Here is a 15,873-nt window from a genome sequence, read left to right as displayed (position 1 = left end):
TGCCGGCCGCTGGCCGGCAACCCCATGAACGATGGCAGGAAGTTGCAGTTGCCGGCCAGCGGCCGGCACTACCCGTGGACCCACGCCATGCGTGGATGGAAGCCCGGCAGAATCACCCGCCTCCGCCGGCCTTCCAGTAGTACCTCACCACATGGAAGAACACGGGCGCGGCGAAGCACACCGAATCCAGCCGGTCGAGCATGCCGCCATGGCCCTCGATCATGTGGCCCCAGTCCTTGATGCCACGGTCGCGCTTGATCGCCGACATCACCAGCCCCCCCCAGAACCCCATCAGGTTGATCAGCAGCGACAGGCCGAACGCCTGCAGCGGCGTGAACGGCGTGATCCACCACAGCGCCGCTCCCAGCGCGCTGGCACTCAGCACGCCACCCACGAAGCCCTCCACCGTCTTCGACGGCGACAGCTTCGGCGCGACCAGACGCCTGCCCAGCAGCTTGCCCCAGATGTACTGCAGCACGTCCGAGGACTGCACCACGATCACCAGGAAGGCGAACAGCAGCACGTTGCGCGACGGGTCATGGCCCGGCACGTGCAGGTTCAGCAGCAGCGGCACGTGCGAGATGCAGAACACGCAGATCATCAGCCCCCACTGCACCTTCGCGGTGCGCTCCAGGTAGTGCGTGGTGTCACCACCGATGGTCGACAGGATCGGCAGGAACAGGAACGCGTAGACCGGAATCAGCAGCGTGTACATGCCGTACCAGTCGATCCACACCAGGTAGTACTGCCACGGCAGCACGATGTAGAACGCGGCCAGCAGCGCGTAGTAGTCGCCCGAGCGGGTCGGTGCCAGAGTGATGAACTCGCGCAGCGCGAACAGCGAGATGATCGCAAACAGTACGATCACCCCGGCGCGACCGAAGAACAGCGCCAGCCCGACCACGATCGCCATCACCCACCAGGCGCGGATGCGCGACACCAGGTTGGCGATGACCGCACTGGGCTGCCCACGCTGCCGCCAGCGCAGGGTCTCGGCCACCAGCGTGGCCAGCACCAGCACCGCGCCGACGCCGGCAAACAGCAGGCCGGTCTGCTGGCCCACGCTGCGCGCGGCCAGGTCACCGGACACGTCCATCAGATAGCTCATGCGCGCCCTCCATTCGGCGCCAGGTCCAGCAGCGCCTGCCGGCTGCGGGCCAGGAATGCAGCCTTGTCCTCGTCGGCCTGCAGCCGCAGCGGCGTACCGAAAGTGGCCGTGCACAGCAGCGGCAGCGGCAGGAACCGGCCCTTGGGCATCACCCGCTTCAGGTTGTCGATCCACACCGGCACGAACTCCAGCTCCGGCCGTTGCCGCGCCAGATGGTAGATGCCGCTCTTGAACGGCAGCAGTGGCTCATCGCCCACATTGCGCGTGCCTTCCGGGAACAGGATCAGCGAGCACTCTTCGTCCACGGCATCGCGCAGTACCTGCAACGGGTCCTGCTGGCGATGGCCGGCCTCGCGCTCGACCAGCACGCCGTTGAACACCGCATCGATCAGGTAGCGGCGCAGGCCGTCGCGTTGCCAGTACTCGGCAGCAGCCACCGGGCGCACCTGGCGCCGCAACGCCGGTGGCATCGACGACCAGATCAGCACGAAGTCACCATGGCTGGCGTGGTTGCCGTAGTACACGCGGCGCTCGCTGGACGGCGCACAGCCGATCCACAGCGCACGGGCGCCGGTCACCACGTGGATCGCGCCACTGCAGGCGCGTGCAATCAATTCGGCGAACATCGGTCCCTCCGGTTCACGTCTGCGGCCACAACACGGCGATTACCAGCAGTGCAAACTGCACGGCCGTCAGCAGGTACTGCCGCAACAGCAGGCGGCGCATACCGGCCCAGCGCAGGTCCCAGCCGCGCAGCGGCGCGTCGGGCTGTGCGCGGCGCAGGCCACTGTCGTGCAGCAGCTGGTCGGTACGGCGCGCAGCGGCTTCGCCGTCCAGGCCTTCATCGCGCAGCAGTTGCAGCAGGCCGGCGTCCAGCCCGACCCGCCATGCGTGGTAAGCCTGTGTGATGCCCGCGGCAATGCTGAGCAGCAACAGGCCGGCGGCGATCATCGCCAGCCCCGCTTCGATGCCCAGCAGCAGCAGCGCCACCAGCAGCAGCCCCAGCGACAGCAGCGCGGGCCAGCGTCCCTGGCGCAGCAGCAGTTGCATGGTCGCCAGATCGGGAACCGGACTCATGCGCCTGCCCCCGCCGCATCAGCAATGGCGCGCAGATGTGCCGGGCCCAGCACGATGCCGGGGCGTGCAGCGCGCACGATCGCCACCGCCGCTTCGGCATCGGCGGCACGCCCACTGCGCAGCAGCCAGGCGGCAACACCGGCGGCACTGCGTGAGTAACCCAATGCGCAGCACACCAGCAGCGGCCCCTGTACCCGCAGTCGCTCAATGGCCTCGGCCGCCTCGCGCAGCTGGTGCGGCGTGGGCACCACCAGGTCCAGCATCGGCACGCTGGCATACGCCGCGCCCGGCGCGCGGCAGGACAGCTCGGCACAGGCATCGACCACGCCCACCAGCGGTGCTGGCAACGCCGCGCGGGGAATACGCCCCAGCCACACGCCATCCGTCACCGGCACCGGCTGCGGCGCACGCCGCGTCCACAGCCGCGAATTGATCCAGGCCGCGCCCAGGTACGGCGCCAGCAGCCAGCGTGCCGCCATGCTCAGGCGACCATCGGCGCGCTTCTGGAACACCGCCGTACCCAGCCCGGCATAGGCCAGCGCCACCAGCAGCAGCGACACCACCGGCCACAGCAGCCACAACGCCGTACCCCGCAGCAGAACCACCGGCACCAGCAGCACAGCGGCCCCCAGCAGGTACAGCGCGGCCAATCGCCACCGCTTGGCATGCCGCGCGATGCGCCAGGCACGCAGCGGTGGCGTGCCCTGCTCCGGCCACAACCACACGCACAGCCAGCCGGCCAGCAGGCCGGTCGGGATGTCGATGAAATGATGCTGGAACGTGGTCAGCACCGAGACGCCGATCAGCAGCGCCCACACATGCAGTACCCAGCGCCAGGCACCGTGCAGGTACTGCGCGAACTTCACCCACAGCACGATCAGCAGCACGATGTGCAGCGATGGCGCCTGGTTGAACGGCTTGTCGAAACCCAGCAGCACATCGAACAGCCAACCGAACACGCCGCCGATCTCCGGCCGCTCGAAACTGAAGCGCAGCGGCCACAGCAGGAAGCAGCTCACCGCGATCAGCTGTGCACTGAACAGCCGCAATGCGTGCCGGTCCAGTTCGAGGCGCTGTCGGCACAGGAAGAACGAAACCGCGTAGAACAGGTCGATCGACCAGTACGGCACGATCGTCCATGGCACGAACGGAATCTGCGTTTCCCAGCCGAACGCCATCACCGGCAGTTCGGCGTGGCGGCCGGCCATCCAGTTGGCGAAGCCGTAGCTGGCAAAGAAGAACGGGCCCAGCAGGGCCAGCCACAGCAGCGCGCGCCGCCAGGGGCGCCCCGCCGTGGCAAGCGGAGTTGCAGCCAGCGTCGCCATCACGCGGTCCGGCGTGCCAGCGACACAGTGAAGATGCCGAAGTCATCGATGCGCTGCGCCACTTTCTCGAACCCGGCCAGGCGCACCAGTTCATCCATTTCCTGCTGGGTGCGGCGGCGCATCACCCATGCGGCGCCACCACGATGACTGGTCAGCGCGCGGGCGATGAACTCCAGCTGCGGGTGCCAGGGCTGGCCGGTGTAGGCCAGGTAGCCACCCACCGGCACCGTTGCGGCGATGCCCTGCAGCGAGCGCAGCACGGCGTCGTTGTCGGGGAACAGTTCGTACAGGCCCGATACCACCGCCAGCGTCGGCGCCGGGTCGACCTGCGCCAGCTGCACCTGATCGAACGCATCGCCCTGTTCGAAACGGGCGATGTCGGACGCACCGAGGCGCTCGATCAACGCCTGGCCCTGGGTCACGTTCAGACCGCTGAAGTCGCGCAGCACGATGCGCTCGGCGCGTTGCTCGCCCTGGCCCAGCGCTTCCAGTACATAACGGCCATGGCCAGCGGCCACGTCCAGCACGCGCACCGGCATGCCCTGCCCGCGCAGGCGCTGGGCGGCATCGCGCAGCAGTTCCTGCAGGTGCCGACCGCGAATGCGGATGCCGCGCCAGCCGATCGCATCCAGGTAGTTGCGGTCGACCAGGCGACCCAACGGGCCCTTGCCACGTGCTTCGTCGCGATAGATGTAGTCCAGCGTGCTGCCCGAATCGAAACCGGTCTGCAGGCCCAGTGCAATGCCCTCGGACAGTCTGCCGCCAAAGCGCAGGCCACCGCGCACCACGCGCCAGCGCAGATCGGCCAGGCTGTTGCGCTCGGGCGGCCAGGCCAGGATCTCAGACTCTTCAAATGTCGGCCCATGGCGGTGCGCATCGCGACGCGACAACTCGCGCAACGGCTCGGCGAAACGCGCCTGGATGAAGCGGCGGATGCGCGCCAGTGCCGGTGCCCGATCACGCTCGCCCAGCGTGTCGTGGAAGAAGCCCGGCAGATGCACGCGCTCCTTGATCGGGCTGGACAGGCGCTCGTAGAAGCGGTCCTGCGGGCCACGGTGGACGACGAAGTCCGAGCCGGACACCAGCAGCTGCACCGGCACGCTGATCGCCTGCGCATCGGCGACGATGCGATCGGCCGCCTCGTACAGGCCCAGCAGCACCCGCACCGAGATTGGCCGGGTGATCAGCGGATCGGTGCGGTAGCTCTCCACCCGCGCCGGATCGTGGGTCAGCCATTGCGGCTTGACGTAACTGTTGACGAAGAAGTTGCCGCGCAGCTTCTGCATCAATGCCAGGCCCGGGCGTGCGAATGGCACGTACAGCTTCACCTTGAACGCCGGGGAGGCCATCACCAGCGCACGCAGGCGTGGCGCGTAGTCGTGCACCCAAGTGGCGGCGACCACGGCGCCCACGCTCTGCGCGATCACCACGATGTCTTCCACCGCGATCCCATGCTCGGCGCCGATGTGGGCGATGAAGCTGTCCAGGTCGCGCACCAGCGCCGGAAAGCCCGGTGCATCGCCACGCGCGCCCGGCGAACGGCCATTGCCGCGCGCATCCCAGGCGAAGAAGGCGGTGTCAGGCAGGTCCAGCTCATCGACCAGATGGGTGACACGCCCGGAGTGCTCGTGCCCACGGTGCAGCAGCACGATGGCCCGGGTGGCCGGGGTGGCGGTGGTGCCCGCCCAGTACCGGTAGAACAGCGGTACCTGGTCGAAGCTGTGGAATTCCCGTTCCTGCGCCTGACGCATGCAATCTCCTGATTGTCTTTTTCTATCTGCTTGATTAATTTGGCGAAACTGCGGTTTCCCGCAGTCCGCGACGGACCCGGTTGATCATCGTCAGCACGCACAGCACCGCCATGGCCGCGGCCACGCCCGTGACCGTCATCGCGCCAACCCACTCAAACGCCAGCAGCAGGCCCAGCGCACCGATCACGAAGGCGCGGTCGCTCTTGCCCATCGGGCCGTCATAGCGGCGGCTGGCGCCGACCATCAGCCCCAGCACGCCGGCGTATTCGCTCAGCGCCGCGGTCCAGGCCAGCAGCCACAGCGCCTCCGGGCGCACGCCCGGCACGCTGAGCAGGCTCAGGTACAGCGCCGCATCGGCGATCACATCGCACAATTCGTTCAGATAGGCCCCCAGCCGCGACTGCTGGCCGAATTCGCGGGCCAGCATGCCGTCCACCGCGTTGAGCGCCATGCGCAGCAGCATCCACAGCGGCAGCAGCAGGTACAGCCATGGCTGCGCCGGCGCGCAGCACCAGACGGCGCCGGCCACCAGCAGCGAGACCACGGCAGCGGCCACGGTCACCGCATTGGCGGTGATCCCCATGCGGTACAGGCCGCGTACGGCCGGGCGCAGGAGGTCCTGAAAACGTCCCTTCAATGCATAGATCGACACGATCCGAACCCGCTGATCCTTGGCAGTTCCGGCACAGCCTACCCGATTGGGGCCGCGCGCCCCATCGAATTGATTGCCGCCCCCCCCCCCCCCGGCCAGACTGTGCCGAAGGCGGCCACAGGCCATCGGTGCGGGTTGATTGCCACCACCAGCGCCCGCCACCGGCCCCCACCGCCTACAATATCGGCCCCGCTCCGCTGCCGATTCTGTCCCATGACTGCTGATCTGTTGCCCGTCCGCCGGGCCCTCCTCTCCGTTTCCGACAAGACCGGTCTGGTCGAGCTGGCCACTGCGCTGGCGGCACGCGGCGTGGAGCTGCTGTCCACCGGCGGCACCGCCAAGGCGATCCGCGAGGCGGGCCTGGCAGTGAAGGACGTGGCCGAGGTCACCGGTTTCCCGGAAATGATGGACGGCCGGGTCAAGACCCTGCACCCGATGGTGCACGGCGGCCTGCTGGGCCGCTCCGGCCTGGATGACGCGGTGATGGCCGAGCACGGCATCGGCGCCATCGACCTGCTGGTGCTGAACCTGTACCCGTTCGAATCGGTCACCGCCAAGGCCGACTGCACCCTGGCCGACGCGGTCGAGAACATCGACATCGGCGGCCCGGCCATGCTGCGTTCGGCGGCCAAGAACTTCGCCCGCGTGGCAGTGGCCACCGACCCGTCGCAGTACCCCGAGCTGCTGGCCTCGCTGGAGGCCAACGACGGCCAGCTGTCGGCCGCCACCCGCTTCGCGTTCTCGGTGGCCGCGTTCAACCGCGTCGCCCAGTACGATGCGGCGATCAGCAACTATCTGTCGGCGGTCACCGCCACCGACGCCGCCGTGCCGGTGCGTGCCGAGTACCCGGCACAGATGAACTCCACCTTCGTGAAGGTGATGGACCTGCGCTACGGCGAGAACCCGCACCAGAGCGGCGCGTTCTACCGCGACCTGTACCCGGTGCCGGGCACGCTGGCCACCTTCCAGCAGCTGCAGGGCAAGGAACTGAGCTACAACAACCTGGCCGATGCCGACGCGGCGTGGGAATGCGTGCGCCAGTTCGATGCGCCGGCCTGCGTCATCGTCAAGCACGCCAACCCGTGTGGCGTGGCCGTCGGCGCCGGCAACGGCGATGCCTACGAGCTGGCCTACGCCACCGACCCGACCAGCGCCTTCGGCGGCATCATCGCCTTCAACACGCCGCTGGACGCCGCCACCGCCAAGGTGATCCTGGACCGCCAGTTCGTGGAAGTGCTGATTGCCCCGGACTACGAGCCGGCTGCGCTGGAATACGCGCAGAAGAAGGCCAACGTGCGCGTGCTGCGCATCCCGCATGGTGACGGCCTGAACAACTTCGACAGCAAGCGCGTCGGCTCGGGCCTGCTGCTGCAGTCCTCGGACAACCGCGGCATGACCCGCGACGAGCTGAAGGTGGTCAGCAAGCTGGCGCCGACCGACAAGCAGTTCACCGACCTGCTGTTCGCCTGGAAAGTTGCCAAGTTCGTGAAGTCCAACGCGATTGTGTACGCCAAGGACAACCGCACGATTGGCGTGGGCGCCGGCCAGATGAGCCGCGTGTACTCGGCGCGCATCGCCGGCATCAAGGCTGCCGATGCGAACCTGGTGGTCGAGGGTTCGGTGATGGCTTCCGATGCGTTCTTCCCGTTCCGGGACGGCATCGACGCCGCCGCTGCCGCCGGCATCAAGGCGGTCATCCAGCCGGGCGGTTCGATGCGCGATGCCGAAGTGATCGCCGCCGCCGACGAACATGGCCTGGCCATGGTGTTCACCGGCGTGCGCCACTTCCGCCACTGATCCGCATCACCAAGCCGGGCCCTGCCCGGCTTTTCTTTTCCGTATCCGAGAACCCTGTCCCATGAAGATCCTCGTCATCGGCTCCGGCGGCCGCGAACACGCCCTGGCATGGAAGCTGGCCCAGTCCTCCCGTGTCACCGACGTGATCGTGGCGCCCGGCAACGCCGGTACCGCCTGCGAAGACAAGTGCCGCAACGTGGCGGTGAAGGTGACCGATATCGACGGCCTGCTGGCGCTGGCCCAGGCTGAAGGCGTGGCGTTGACCGTGGTCGGCCCGGAAGTACCGCTCGTGGCCGGCGTGGTCGACCGCTTCCGCGCCGCCGGCCTGCGCATCTTCGGGCCGACCGCCGCCGCCGCGCAGCTGGAAGGCAGCAAGGCCTACGCCAAGGACTTCCTGGCCCGCCACAACATCCCCACCGCGTTCTATGCCGTGCACACCGACGTGGACGCTGCCCTGGCCTACATCCGCGAGAAGGGCGCACCGATCGTGGTCAAGGCCGATGGCCTGGCCGCCGGCAAGGGCGTGATCGTCGCAATGACGTTGGCCGAAGCCGAAGACGCAGTGCGTGACATGCTCTCCGGCAACGCGTTCGGCGATGCCGGCGCCCGCGTGGTGATCGAGGAATTCCTCGGCGGCGAGGAAGCCAGCTTCATTTCGATGGTGGACGGCGTGCATGCGCTGCCGATGGCCACCTCGCAGGACCACAAGCGCGTCGGCGACGGCGACACCGGCCCCAACACGGGTGGCATGGGCGCGTACTCGCCGGCGCCGGTAGTGACGCCGGAGGTGCATGCACGCGTGATGCGCGAAGTGGTGAACCCGACCGTGCAGGGCATGATCGCCGACGGCATCCCGTTCACCGGTTTCCTCTACGCCGGCCTGATGATCGATGCCAGCGGCGCGCCGAAGGTGATCGAATTCAACGTGCGCTTCGGCGATCCGGAAACCCAGCCGGTGATGCTGCGCCTGCAGTCGGACCTGGTCGAGCTGGTGGAAGCGGCGATTGATGGCCGCCTGGACCAGGTAGAAGCGCAGTGGGATGCGCGCCCGTCACTGGGCGTGGTACTGGCCGCGAAGCCCTACCCGGAAGCGCCGATCACCGGTGACGTGATTTCCGGCCTGGGCGACGTGCCAGCCAGCGCCAAGGTGTTCCATGCCGGTACGGCGTTGGATGCCCACGGCCAGGTGGTCAGTGCCGGCGGGCGCGTGCTGTGCGTGGCGGCACTGGGTGACAGCGTGCGTGATGCGCAGACGAAGGCCTATGCCGGCGTGGCCAAGGTCAGCTGGGCCAACGAATTCCACCGCAACGACATCGGCTGGCGCGCGATCGCGCGCGAGGGGTGAGGCGGGTGCGGCATCAGGGCATCCACGTGGCGTGGATGAGAACGCCGCAAAAAACAAAAAGGCCCGGCAATGCCGGGCCTTTCTTCATTCCAACGCCTTCCCGCTTACGCGGTGAACAGCGCCTTCATCTTCTTCAGCGCGTTCGCCTCGACCTGGCGGATGCGCTCGGCGGACACGCCGTACTCGTCGGCCAGCTCCTGCAGCGTCACCTTGCTGTCGGCATCCAGCCAGCGACGACGGATGATGTCGCGCGAACGCGCATCCAGTTCGGCCAGGCCTTCGCGCAGCAGCTGCATCTGGTTGTCTTCGTTGTCCTCGCGCTCGTAGGCCATCGACGGGTCTTCGTCATCGGCAACCAGGAACGCAGCCGGCGACGGCGGTGCGTGTTCGTTGTCCTCGTCGGTCGGCGCATCGAAACCGATATCGCGACCGGACAGGCGCGACTCCATTTCCATGACCTCGCGCTCGGACACGTTCAGGTCCTTGGCCACCGCGCTGACTTCCGCCGCGTTCATCCAGCCCAGGCGCGTCTTCGACTTGCGCAGGTTGAAGAACAGCTTGCGCTGCGCCTTGGTGGTGGCGACCTTCACGATGCGCCAGTTCTTCAGGATGAACTCGTGCATTTCGGCACGGATCCAGTGCACGGCGAAGGAGACCAGGCGCACCCCCATGTCCGGGTCGAAGCGCTTGACTGCCTTCATCAGGCCGATGTTGCCTTCCTGGATCAGGTCGCCCAGGGCGAGGCCGTAGCCGTTGTAGCCGCGGGCCACGTGCACCACGAAGCGCAGGTGCGAATGCACCAGCTCGCGGGCGGCGTCCAGATCGTTGCCGTCGCGGAAGCGACGGGCCAGGTCCTGTTCGTCATCGACCGACAGCACCGGGATCTGGTGCACGGCACCGATGTAGGCGTCCAGCGAACCGAGCGCACTGGGAATCGGGAGATTGTTTGCCACAAGGGCAGTAGAGGTGTTCTGGCTCATAGGCACCCATCTTAGCAGTCCGGGATTTGGACTGCTAAAGGAGGAAAAAGTTCCAGCATCCTATTGATGCAACACTGGCCCCAAACAGAGCCCTACCGTAGCGCGATTTGATGACAGTGGCGAGCACGCTTTTCGGGATTCACAATCCCTTGCAATTCAAGCAATTACCTGCCGTAAAGCGGCCGATTCCAGTCAAGCGGAGCTGAACGGGCCGTTCTGGAGGCCCATTCAGGCCCGGGGACGTTGCCCGGTGTTCAGGCCCAGCGGCCCGCCGGCACTCAGAGCGCCGAACGCGGCGGCAGCGACCAGTCGATCGGGGTCTGGCCGCGGCGCTGCAGGTACTCGTTGGCCATCGAGAAATGCCGGCAGCCGAGGAAGCCACGATGGGCCGACAGCGGCGACGGGTGCGGCGACTTCAGCACGCGATGGTGACGGGTATCGATGACCTTGCCCTTCTGCTGCGCATAGGCACCCCACAGCATGAACACCAGGCCTTCGCGTTCGCGGTTGAGCACGTCCACCACGTGATCGGTGAAGCCCTCCCAGCCACGTCCCTGGTGGGCGCCAGCCTTGCCCTCTTCCACCGTCAGCACGGCATTGAGCAGCAGCACCCCACGTTGCGCCCACGGAATCAGGCAGCCGTGGTCCGGGCGCGGGATGCCGAGATCGCTCTCGATCTCCTTGTAGATGTTCAGCAGCGACGGCGGCACCGGCACGCCCGCCGGCACCGAGAAACTCAGGCCATGCGCCTGGCCGCGGCCGTGGTACGGGTCCTGCCCGAGGATCACCACCTTCACCTGCTCGAACGGCGTGGCGTCGAACGCGGCGAAGATCTGCGGGCCGGGCGGGAACACCGCCGCACCACTGGCCTTGCGCTGGCGCAGGAAGCTGGACAGCTCGCGCATCTGCGGCTGCAGCAGGTAATCGCCGACATGCTGCTTCCAGCTCGGTTCCAGCTGGATCGTCGGGGTGTCAGCTACTTCATCCATCATCGAATCAGGGGTCCATCGTTCAATCGGGCCAGGCGCAGCTGGAACAGCACCTTGGTGACCAGCAGCCGCTCTTCGATCGGCTTGAGCACCAGGTCGTTGGCACCGGACTGCAGCAGCCCGGTCTGGTTGTGCGGGTTGCCGTCACCGGTCATCACCAGCACCGGCAGGCGGCGCTTGCCGTAACCGAAGTCCACGCGCACGCGCTGCACCACGTCGCGCCCACTCAGTTCGCCCTTCAGGGTGACATCGGTCAGCACCAGGTCGATGCGGTGGCGGCTGCGGCCCAGCGACTCGGCAGTGAGCAGGGTGAATGCCTCTTCGGCGCTGACCACGTGCAGGACGTTCAACTGCTGCCGCTCAAGCATGCGCTTGGTGGCCTCGGCCACCACGCGGCTGTCCTCGATGTAGAGGATGGTGGCGCCGGGGATGGTCTGCGGCTGCACGTAGCCACGGATGAAGGTCGCCAGTGCCTCATGGCCCAGCGCCTTGTCGAAATAGTCGGTGACGTACTCGGTGAAGCGACGCTGCTCCAGGTGCTGCTGGGCATCGCCGGACACAACGATCACCGGCACATAGGCCTGACCGGCGGCTTCGCGCACCATCCGCGCCAGCGCCAGACCGTCGCCATCGCGCAGGGTCAGCGAGGTCGTCACCAGGTCCACCGGGCCCTGCGCCAGCGCCTGCTGCGCATCCTCGATGCTGTCGCAGCCGATCACCTCCACGCCCGGCAGGTCACGCTGCAGGACATCGGCGATCAGCTTGCGGACCAGCTTCGAACCATCGACCACCATCACCCGCGTCGCGGGCCCTTCAAGGTGCTTCAGCGCTTGCGGTTGCATGCCGGTCTCAGGTGTCGGTCGGGCGGGTCTGGCGGAGGAAGTGGCCGGTTACCAGCCAGGCGCCCAGCCAGCCCAGCAGCAGCGTGCCGACCAGGACCAGGCCGCCGTGCAGCAGGTCCAGGCCATGCAGCACGAACGGGCTGCCGTAGCTGCGCGAGAGTTCGGCCAGCGGCACGCGCAGGGCGGCACCGGCGGCGCCGATCAGGGCCAGCGCTACCGCGCCGGCGCCCAGCCCGTACCACGCGCCCAGGTACAGGAACGGGCGGCGGATGAAGCCATCGCTCGCGCCGAGCAGCTGCAGCACGCCGATCTCTTCGCGACGGGCCTGGATGTCAAGGCGCACCGTGTTGCCGACCACCAGCGCGGCGCCCACGCCGAGCAGCACCGACAGCACCTGCACCAGACGTGCACCGAACGCCAGCCAGGCGTCCAGGCGCTGGCGCCACAGCGCATCGTGCTGCACCAGATCGGCCTCGGGCAGGCTTTCCAGCGCGCGTGCCAGACGTGCGTCGTCCTTGCCCTGGCCCGGGGTGATCACCAGCAGCGAGGGCAACGGATTGTCGTTGAGCGCATCGATCGCCTCACCGAGGCCGGCATCGCGCAGTTCCTGCAGGCCCTGCTCGGGTGTGCGCACATTCACTCCGGCCACATCATCGCGGTCGCGCAGCTGGCCGGCCAGGCGAAGCGCACCGGGACCATCGACGTTGCTCTTCAGGAACACGTTGATGTCGCGCGACTGCTGCACGCTGCCGGCGAACTGCTTGAGGTTGTCCAGCGCGATCGACAGCCCCAGCGGCAACGCCAGGGCCAGCGCCATGACCATCACGGTCAGCAGGGTCGCCCACGGCTTGCGGCAGGCGCGGCCCAGGCTGAACACCACGCTGTGCACGTGGTGCTGGAACCAGACGCCCACGCGCGACGGGGCGGCGGCTTCGCTGTTTTCGTTCTTCGCCATCGGTTACTCCGCCAGGTCCTGCGGCGAGATGTCATCCACCAGCCGGCCGTGGTCGAGGATCAATACGCGCTTGCGCATGCGGCGCAGCAGCGGCAGGTCGTGGCTGACCACCAGCACGCTGGTACCGCGCGAGGGCAGCTCGGCGAACAGGGCCATGATCTCCGCTGCCAGGGTCGGGTCGAGATTGCCGGTCGGCTCATCGGCCACCAGCAGCTTGGGCTCGCCGACGATGGCGCGGGCGATGCCGACGCGCTGCTGCTCGCCGGCCGACAACTGCGAGGGCAGTGCTTTCTCACGATGGCCCAGGCCCATGCGCTCGAGCACTGAACGCACGCGCTTGTTGATGTCGCCCCGGCGGGTACCACGCAGGATCAGCGGCAGCGCCACGTTCTCGGCAATCGAGCGATCCATCAGCAGGCGGTGGTCCTGGTAGACCGCCCCCACCGCGCGTCGGTGGCGCGGCACGTCGCCGCCGCGCACCTTCAGCAGGTTGCGCTCGTCGAACACCACCGCGCCGCGGCTGGGCCGCTCGTCGAGGTGGATCAACTTGAGCAGCGTACTTTTACCCGCACCGGAATGGCCGGTGACGAACAGCATCTCGCCCGGCGCGACCTCGAAGCTGACATCGGTCAGCGCCTCGTGGCCACCGGCGTACTGTTTGCTGACATTGTCGAAGCGCAGGACACTCATGCCCCGATTATGCAGGACCGGCGCGACGGCGTGGAGATGGTCACGGGATCGGTAGTGCCGGCCGCTGGCCGGCAGCTATGTGGGTTGCCGGCCAAGGTGGGTGCCGACCGTTGGCCGGCACACCTTTCAAGGCCACCCGACCAAGGTCGGGTGCTACCCGCTAGTTGCCCGACAGCATCCGGCGGATCTTGCGGCCGATGCGGGTCAGGAACGAATCGCCGGTATCGGCGGCGGTACGCACCGGCTTGGCCACCACCTGCACCGGGGTGACCGGGCTGGCGCCGTTGCCGGCGTTGGCCTGCACACCCTCTGCACCCTCGACCGGACGGCCGTGGCGACGACGACGGCGCTTGCGCGGCTTGTGTTCACCATCCACGGCAGCGTCCGGTGCACCTTCGGCGCGCGGCGGACGCGGTGGACGCGGGGCCTGGGCAGCGGCGCCTTCAGCACCGGCGACCGGGGCGGCAGCCCCCTGCTCGCCTTCCACGCGCGGCTTGCGCGGGCCGCGCGAACGGCGCTCGCCGCTGCGCTCGCCGTCACGGCCACCACGACCACCACCACTGCCGGAACGACCGCCACTGCGGCCGCCACCCCGACGCTCTTCTTCGGCGGCGCGGGCTTCGCGCGCTTCACGGAAGATCTGGCCGACGCTTTCGTTGTCCTCGCCTTCCTCGCCTGCAGCCGGCGCCGGGCGTTCCGGGCGCGGCAGCGGCGTCAGCAGTTCCTTGGTGACCGGCTCGGAGGGAATCTTCTGCTCGATGTAGGCCTCGATGTCCGGCAGGCCCATCGCGTAGCGTTCGCAGGCGAAGCTGATCGCATCACCTTCTTCACCCAGGCGCGCGGTACGGCCGATGCGGTGCACGTAGTCTTCGGCATCGAACGGCAGGTCGTAGTTGTAGACGTACTTGATGCCATCGATGTGCAGGCCACGCGCGGCCACGTCGGTGGCCACCAGGATTTCCAGCTGGCCCTTCTGGAAGCGGTTGAGCAGGCTCTCGCGCTTCTTCTGCGGCACATCGCCGGACAGCACGCCGACACGGTAGCCGGCCTTTTCCAGCGAGCGGGCGACGCGCTCGACGAAGACCTTGGTGTTGACGAACACCATGGTCCGCGCGCCTTCGCTGCGCGACAGCAGGCCCAGCAGCAGCGGGATCTTCTCGTCGTCGGCCGGGAAGTAGATGCGCTGGCGCACGCGGGCAGCGGTGATGGTCTCGGCTTCGACCACCAGCTTCTGCGGCTCGTTCATGTGCTCGTAGGCCAGCTCCAGCACGCGATGGCTGAGGGTGGCGCTGAACAGCAGGGTCTGGCGGATGGTGCGTTCCGGCATGCGGCGCAGCAGGAAGCGGATGTCCTTGATGAAGCCCAGATCGAACATGCGGTCGGCTTCGTCCAGCACGCAGATCTCGCAGGCATGCAGCGAAACCACCTTGTGCTGCTTGACGTAGTCGATCAGGCGGCCCGGGGTGGCGATGATCACGTCCACGCCCTGCTGCAGCAGCTCGCGCTGCTTGTCGTAATCCACGCCACCGTAGACCAGCGCGAAACGCAGGCCCAGGTCGGAACCGAACTTCACCGCATCCTTGTGGATCTGGATGGCCAGCTCACGGGTCGGGGCGAGGATCAGGGCGCGGGGATCTTCCGGCTTGCGGTCGGCCAGCGCCGGACGGGTCAGCAGGCGGTTCACGACAGCCACCAGGAAGGCCAGGGTCTTGCCGGTACCGGTCTGGGCCTGGCCGGCAACATCACCACCGGGCAGCGCGACCGGCAGGGTCAGCGCCTGGATCGGGGTGCAGCGGGTGAATCCGGCTCCTTCAAGGCCGGCCTGCAGGGCCGGGTGCAGCTCGAAGGAGGAGAAGGTCAAATCGGTCAGCGGTTTGTCGCTCATGAGTCCGTCTTGGTATGGCCGCCGGCCCGTGGGGCGGCTGGCACTTCATCGTCTGGGGGCACCGTCGCAACTGCGGCCCCTGCGGCGGGTTGGCAGGCAGGGACCACCTGGTCCGCACGCCGCGCAATGCCCCAGTTTACCGCACTCGGGCAGGCAAACCGGAATGCGGCGTCTCACGGCATGCAGAGACACCACCTTCACCCAGCCACACCGGACTTGAACGGCCCGCACGGGGCGCTGGTGTCGCCGACTGCCAGCCCCATCTTCAGGAAGACAGTGAAATCCGACACATACCGGCCATCGAAGCGATCACGATACGCTGGGTTCCAGCCGGCGCCTGTCCCTGCCCCGCGATAGGGGTACACTGCCGGCCGTGAGCGTCCAGGCATCCCGCCGAACGCACCGCGGCAGTGCGCCGCGAGGCAACGACGAGGGTCGCGCCACCGGGCAAGGCCCAGTTCACCCACCTCCGGCATG

Annotated in this window: 14 protein-coding genes; 2 read left to right on the top strand and 12 right to left on the bottom strand. The window is 67.8% G+C overall.

Annotated features, from left to right (window positions below):
• Window positions 1-112 precede the first annotated feature (112 nt).
• From KXV01_RS05295 to KXV01_RS05270, 6 genes are read right to left on the bottom strand one after another with little or no spacing between them, the layout of a single operon-like run.
• A complete protein-coding gene (locus KXV01_RS05295; protein ID WP_049412928.1) occupies window positions 113-1,108 on the bottom strand; it encodes a phosphatidate cytidylyltransferase in 996 nt (331 codons plus the stop codon).
• Entirely contained in the window at window positions 1,105-1,734 is a 630-nt protein-coding gene (locus KXV01_RS05290; protein WP_005419712.1) for a lysophospholipid acyltransferase family protein, read from the bottom strand. The genes KXV01_RS05295 and KXV01_RS05290 overlap by 4 nt, the downstream gene beginning before the upstream one ends.
• 13 nt (window positions 1,735-1,747) lie before the next feature.
• Window positions 1,748-2,185: a hypothetical protein gene (locus KXV01_RS05285; RefSeq protein WP_049412926.1), complete on the bottom strand. Its 438-nt coding sequence runs from the start codon at window positions 2,183-2,185 to the stop codon at window positions 1,748-1,750.
• A complete protein-coding gene (locus tag KXV01_RS05280; RefSeq protein WP_099494873.1) occupies window positions 2,182-3,510 on the bottom strand; it encodes a phosphatase PAP2/dual specificity phosphatase family protein in 1,329 nt (442 codons plus the stop codon). The genes KXV01_RS05285 and KXV01_RS05280 overlap by 4 nt, the downstream gene beginning before the upstream one ends.
• Complete coding sequence (locus KXV01_RS05275) at window positions 3,510-5,261, bottom strand: bifunctional alpha/beta hydrolase/class I SAM-dependent methyltransferase (protein ID WP_099494872.1); 1,752 nt, start codon at window positions 5,259-5,261, stop codon at window positions 3,510-3,512. Before KXV01_RS05275 ends, KXV01_RS05280 begins: the two co-directional genes overlap by 1 nt.
• A 34-nt stretch (window positions 5,262-5,295) precedes the next feature.
• Window positions 5,296-5,913, bottom strand: a complete 618-nt coding sequence (locus KXV01_RS05270) for a CDP-alcohol phosphatidyltransferase family protein (RefSeq protein WP_099485488.1) — start codon at window positions 5,911-5,913, stop codon at window positions 5,296-5,298.
• 213 nt (window positions 5,914-6,126) lie between these two features.
• On the opposite strand from KXV01_RS05270, the gene purH reads away from it, so the two are divergent.
• Window positions 6,127-7,710: a bifunctional phosphoribosylaminoimidazolecarboxamide formyltransferase/IMP cyclohydrolase gene (gene purH, locus KXV01_RS05265; protein ID WP_099495605.1), complete on the top strand. Its 1,584-nt coding sequence runs from the start codon at window positions 6,127-6,129 to the stop codon at window positions 7,708-7,710.
• A 61-nt stretch (window positions 7,711-7,771) separates the two neighbouring features.
• The gene (gene purD, locus KXV01_RS05260; protein WP_099495604.1) at window positions 7,772-9,055 is read left to right on the top strand and encodes a phosphoribosylamine--glycine ligase; all 1,284 of its coding nucleotides are present in this window, start codon (window positions 7,772-7,774) and stop codon (window positions 9,053-9,055) included.
• Window positions 9,056-9,159: 104 nt separating this feature from the next.
• Here purD and rpoH read toward each other — a convergent pair whose 3' ends face one another.
• The 6 genes from rpoH to rhlB all read right to left on the bottom strand — a co-directional run bounded on the left by rpoH (window position 9,160) and on the right by rhlB (window position 15,396).
• The gene (gene rpoH, locus KXV01_RS05255; protein ID WP_049412914.1) at window positions 9,160-10,035 is read right to left on the bottom strand and encodes an RNA polymerase sigma factor RpoH; all 876 of its coding nucleotides are present in this window, start codon (window positions 10,033-10,035) and stop codon (window positions 9,160-9,162) included.
• A gap of 278 nt (window positions 10,036-10,313) precedes the next feature.
• Window positions 10,314-11,027 carry a uracil-DNA glycosylase gene (gene ung / locus KXV01_RS05250; protein WP_111097312.1) on the bottom strand — a complete coding sequence of 238 codons (714 nt, stop codon included), beginning with the start codon at window positions 11,025-11,027 and terminating at the stop codon, window positions 10,314-10,316.
• On the bottom strand, window positions 11,024-11,866 hold the full coding sequence (locus KXV01_RS05245; protein ID WP_005411271.1) for a response regulator: 843 nt from the start codon (window positions 11,864-11,866) through the stop codon (window positions 11,024-11,026). The genes ung and KXV01_RS05245 overlap by 4 nt, the downstream gene beginning before the upstream one ends.
• A gap of 7 nt (window positions 11,867-11,873) precedes the next feature.
• The gene (ftsX, locus tag KXV01_RS05240) at window positions 11,874-12,821 is read right to left on the bottom strand and encodes a permease-like cell division protein FtsX (RefSeq protein WP_049441097.1); all 948 of its coding nucleotides are present in this window, start codon (window positions 12,819-12,821) and stop codon (window positions 11,874-11,876) included.
• A gap of 3 nt (window positions 12,822-12,824) precedes the next feature.
• Window positions 12,825-13,511 (bottom strand): cell division ATP-binding protein FtsE, encoded by a 687-nt coding sequence (gene ftsE / locus KXV01_RS05235; RefSeq protein WP_005419728.1) that lies wholly within the window; start codon window positions 13,509-13,511, stop codon window positions 12,825-12,827.
• A 160-nt stretch (window positions 13,512-13,671) separates the two neighbouring features.
• Window positions 13,672-15,396, bottom strand: a complete 1,725-nt coding sequence (gene rhlB, locus KXV01_RS05230; RefSeq protein WP_088497439.1) for an ATP-dependent RNA helicase RhlB — start codon at window positions 15,394-15,396, stop codon at window positions 13,672-13,674.
• Between the last annotated feature and the right edge of the window lie 477 nt (window positions 15,397-15,873).

Origin of the sequence: Stenotrophomonas sp. Ps181, assembly GCF_025697425.1 — a bacterium.
GTDB lineage: Bacteria > Pseudomonadota > Gammaproteobacteria > Xanthomonadales > Xanthomonadaceae > Stenotrophomonas > Stenotrophomonas sepilia.
The sequence above is the reverse complement of the archived record's forward strand: the minus strand, read 5'-3'. Positions and strand labels throughout refer to the sequence as shown.

Bases quoted from the DNA above. Each gene is read 5' to 3' on its own strand.
- purH (WP_099495605.1), top strand. From the start codon at position 6,127: ATGACTGCTGATCTGTTGCCCGTCCGCCGGGCCCTCCTCTCCGTTTCC.
- KXV01_RS05275 (WP_099494872.1), bottom strand. From the start codon at position 5,261: ATGCGTCAGGCGCAGGAACGGGAATTCCACAGCTTCGACCAGGTACCG.
- KXV01_RS05295 (WP_049412928.1), bottom strand. From the start codon at position 1,108: ATGAGCTATCTGATGGACGTGTCCGGTGACCTGGCCGCGCGCAGCGTG.
- KXV01_RS05290 (WP_005419712.1), bottom strand. From the start codon at position 1,734: ATGTTCGCCGAATTGATTGCACGCGCCTGCAGTGGCGCGATCCACGTG.
- rhlB (WP_088497439.1), bottom strand. From the start codon at position 15,396: ATGAGCGACAAACCGCTGACCGATTTGACCTTCTCCTCCTTCGAGCTG.
- rpoH (WP_049412914.1), bottom strand. From the start codon at position 10,035: ATGAGCCAGAACACCTCTACTGCCCTTGTGGCAAACAATCTCCCGATT.
- purD (WP_099495604.1), top strand. From the start codon at position 7,772: ATGAAGATCCTCGTCATCGGCTCCGGCGGCCGCGAACACGCCCTGGCA.
- KXV01_RS05285 (WP_049412926.1), bottom strand. From the start codon at position 2,185: ATGAGTCCGGTTCCCGATCTGGCGACCATGCAACTGCTGCTGCGCCAG.
- KXV01_RS05245 (WP_005411271.1), bottom strand. From the start codon at position 11,866: ATGCAACCGCAAGCGCTGAAGCACCTTGAAGGGCCCGCGACGCGGGTG.
- ftsX (WP_049441097.1), bottom strand. From the start codon at position 12,821: ATGGCGAAGAACGAAAACAGCGAAGCCGCCGCCCCGTCGCGCGTGGGC.
- KXV01_RS05280 (WP_099494873.1), bottom strand. From the start codon at position 3,510: ATGGCGACGCTGGCTGCAACTCCGCTTGCCACGGCGGGGCGCCCCTGG.
- ung (WP_111097312.1), bottom strand. From the start codon at position 11,027: ATGATGGATGAAGTAGCTGACACCCCGACGATCCAGCTGGAACCGAGC.
- ftsE (WP_005419728.1), bottom strand. From the start codon at position 13,511: ATGAGTGTCCTGCGCTTCGACAATGTCAGCAAACAGTACGCCGGTGGC.